The following is a 3573-nucleotide window of genomic DNA, read 5'->3' on the forward strand; positions in this document are numbered from 1 at the left end:
CAGCTGTTTTTACACCGGATTTGGCCTTATTTTAATCCAAAACCGAAAAAAAGTCACCCTTTTCTATTCTCCAAACAAAAAAGGATGACTTACAGTGGAATTTACTTCGATAAAGTGGAACTTACTTTGGAATTTAACCAATTATTTCCACAAACTATCCATGAGTTTATGAAGGTCCTCTTTAATTCTCTCGGTTTCTTCTTGGTCAATATAATAAACCCCGTTCTCCTCATAGATAACGTCACCTTCACGAGCCTCGACGGGTAACAATTCTTTAGGAACATTGATTATGTTCCTATTTTCTAACTCGACCACCGCATAGTTTCCTTCAAAGCGATCAATCGTTCCTTTCATCAATTTACCTCCCTTCAATAAGCGTAATGTCTTTACCATCGGATTCAAACACCAACGTGCCTGATTCATCCGTCCGATAAATATTTACACCCGCCTTATTAAGCCGCGTTATAATACTTTCAGCGGGATGACCGTAGTCATTATCCTTCCCAACAGAAATAACCGCATACTTAGGCTGAACTTTATTCAGGAAGGCAGAAGTAGTAGATGTTAGAGAACCATGATGACCGACTTTTAAAACATCAGCTTTTAGGTCTTGACCGGTTTTTATCATTTCCTTTTCTGACTCGGATTGGGCATCTCCTGTAAATAAAAACGTTGTATTTCCATAAGTAAGCCGAAGTACGGCACTATAATTATTGACTTCCTCATAGCTGCCGGAGCTGGGAGCAAGCAGCTCAGCCTTTACTTCAGGCCCGAGATCCAAAATAACGCCTGCCTTTGCTTCGGTAATTTTTAGACCCTTCTGACTGATTGCCTTTATTAAACTTCGATATGATTCGGTGGTTGACGTTTGTTTCGGCATGACGACCTGCCCTATTTCAAAAGCTTTTGTTACGGTATCAGCCCCTCCAATGTGATCCGCATGGGGATGAGTCCAGATCGCAACATCCAACCGTTTAACGCCCTGTTTATTAAGATAGGAAACAACTTTTTCGCCTTGATCATTATCCCCTGCATCGATTAGTACATTTTTCCCGTTGGGAATTTGAATTAGGATGGAGTCTCCTTGTCCCACATCGATATACGATACGCGCAGCTTATCGCTTCCGCTTGCCGATGGATTTGCTGCGGTTGTTATACTATCTTGGGGAGCCACAGTTACCCCACACCCGGAGACAAAACTGAGTAAACTCATAACCGCTAAAATAATAACTAAAAAACAAATCGATTTTAATTCTTTTTGAGTGCTTCTAAAACAACGAATCTTCATTTTTTCCTCCGAAAAAGTTTTAGTCTATTATTTTATTCGGGGGAAAATTAAAATTTTCCTTCTTAATCGGTAGAACTCATCCCGACGACCTTATCAATAAAGATTTGGACAAGATCCGAATCAAACAGAGTTCCTGCATTCTTGCTGAGTACCGCGAGTGCCCTCTCAGGTGTATAAGGGCTTCCGCAACAATGTTCATTTGTCATCTGATCATAAACATCCGCAATAGCTATTATCCGTGCATGGAGAGGAATTTGCTCCCCTTTTAGTCCTTTGGGGTAGCCCAGGCCATCCCAACGCTCGTGATGAGCCAGGACATCGTTTGCAGTATCGGCTAAGTCATTGACCGTACTTAAAATACGGTACCCAATTTCCGGATGACGTTTGATTTCCTTCAACTCTTTCTCTGACAAAAGCCCATGTTTATTAAGAATTTTTTCATCGATGGCAATTTTCCCAATGTCATGCATAAGACCGGCATTTTTTAGTTCTAAGATTTCTCGATCAGGTAGTTTCAGCGCGATCCCCATCCCCTGACATAATTGAGAAACGCGAAGTGAGTGATATTCCTCGTACTTATTTTTCTCATAAAGAGTTTTAACAATTGTCTGGATAGCTTTCCCGCGCATACTCGGGCTCTCAAAAAGCTTCATCTTATACATATTATCTTCCGCTTTATTGAAGACTTCTTCAATCGACTGAAAGGGATATTGTTTGGTCTCAAAACCTATAGAAATTGAAATTTCCAGCGACCCGATCTTTTCCTGCAATGCGGCTTTTTTAATACGTTTTAAAATTTGGTCTGCTGTCATTATGTCTGTTTTGGGGAGTAAAAGGACAAACTCATCCCCGCCAAGCCGCGCCAGAATATCATCCTTGCGGCAAGCCTTTTGCAGGACTTTCCCTACTTTCCTAAGCAACTCATCACCAAACTCATGACCGAATGAATCGTTTACAAGCTTCAAGCCATTGACATCTGCCATCATTACAGTTAACGGGTAATTTCGATTTACGTCAAGACGCTTTAACTCCTCTTCATAGAATCGTCGATTATATAATCCTGTTAACTGGTCATGGTAGCTAAGAAACAGAATTTTTTCCTCATTTTTCTTATGGGCGGTGACATCCTGAATCGTTCCGACCATTCGAACGGGCTCCCCTTCAACATTAAATTCCAGTTCACCTAAGCCGCGAACCCAGCGCACTTCACCATTTTCATGCCGAACAATCTGATATTCAAAATCGTAGCACTTTTTGTCTAACTGAAAATATTCGTCCACTCGTTCCTTCCAATCGGGATGAACGAGCGCTATAAAGCCTTCAAGGGTATGGGGATAGCTCTCATCAATCCCCAGAATTTTATTTAACGTCTGCGACGATTGCCACAGCCCAGTTCTATAATTTATGGCGTAACTGCCCGAGTGGGAAACACGCTGTGACTCAAGCAAAAAGTATTCACTATCGCGGAGTAACTTTTCCGTACGCTTCAATTCAGATATATTGATAGCAAAAATGGCGATTCCAGCCACTTCACCGTTACTGATGATAACCGGTGACCCATATATTTGCATATAATGAATTTGACCATCATCTTTCTGCTCAAATTCGGCGAGTTCGCTGATACCTTCTCCCGCGATAACCCGTTCAAATTTGCTTTGAGCACGCGTTGAATAAGAATGGTCATCAAAAGCGTCAATGATACTCATACCTACTCGGATATTTGCTCCAAAGATTTTCAGCATCATATCCTTATGCTTAGAATTATAATATAAATAATGATAACCTCGATCTAAAGAACAAACCAAAACATCTGGTGAGCTTTCGAAAATAGCCCGGATCAGGGTATTCTTGTATTCCAATCGACTAGTGATCTCAAAAATCCGATTCCATAAAAAAAGGACAAAGAGTAATAATAATATACAAAAAATCGTCAATATAATGATGTGAAAACTTACTTGATCCACGTTTTTCCTATCAAAATTTTGAGGTAGAACATATAGAAATGCAACATAACCTAACATTGTTACTGAAATCACAAATAATAAAATAACAATTTTCTGGTGATTGTTTCTTGTCATTTACATCACCAACCCTTTTATCCATTTAGAGTATCTATTATTTTATTATCTATTTTATTACTATAATATGATTTGACTGCTGAAAGCAGTTAAATTTAGTCCTCTATACCTGCTAAAGTGGAAAAATGAGGATAATCCAGATCCAGGTCTTAATGTTCCTACTGAATGACATGTTAGTCGGGGGTATAATCCCCATTTCTTCTTCAT

At 39.7% G+C, this 3573-nt stretch carries 3 protein-coding genes; all 3 read right to left on the bottom strand.

Annotation, left to right across the window (positions count from 1 at the left end):
• Positions 1–141: 141 nt before the first annotated feature.
• Positions 142–354, bottom strand: coding sequence for a DUF3006 domain-containing protein (locus VB077_RS16065; protein WP_323416271.1), 213 nt, complete (start codon positions 352–354; stop codon positions 142–144).
• A 4-nt stretch (positions 355–358) separates the two neighbouring features.
• Entirely contained in the window at positions 359–1288 is a 930-nt protein-coding gene (locus VB077_RS16070; RefSeq protein WP_323416272.1) for a ComEC/Rec2 family competence protein, read from the bottom strand.
• Positions 1289–1350: 62 nt separating this feature from the next.
• Positions 1351–3147, bottom strand: coding sequence for an HD domain-containing phosphohydrolase (locus VB077_RS16075; RefSeq protein ID WP_323416273.1), 1797 nt, complete (start codon positions 3145–3147; stop codon positions 1351–1353).
• Positions 3148–3573 lie beyond the last annotated feature (426 nt).

This window comes from Desulfitobacterium sp., assembly GCF_034927245.1.
In the GTDB taxonomy this organism is placed as follows: Bacteria; Bacillota; Desulfitobacteriia; order Desulfitobacteriales; family Desulfitobacteriaceae; genus Desulfitobacterium_A.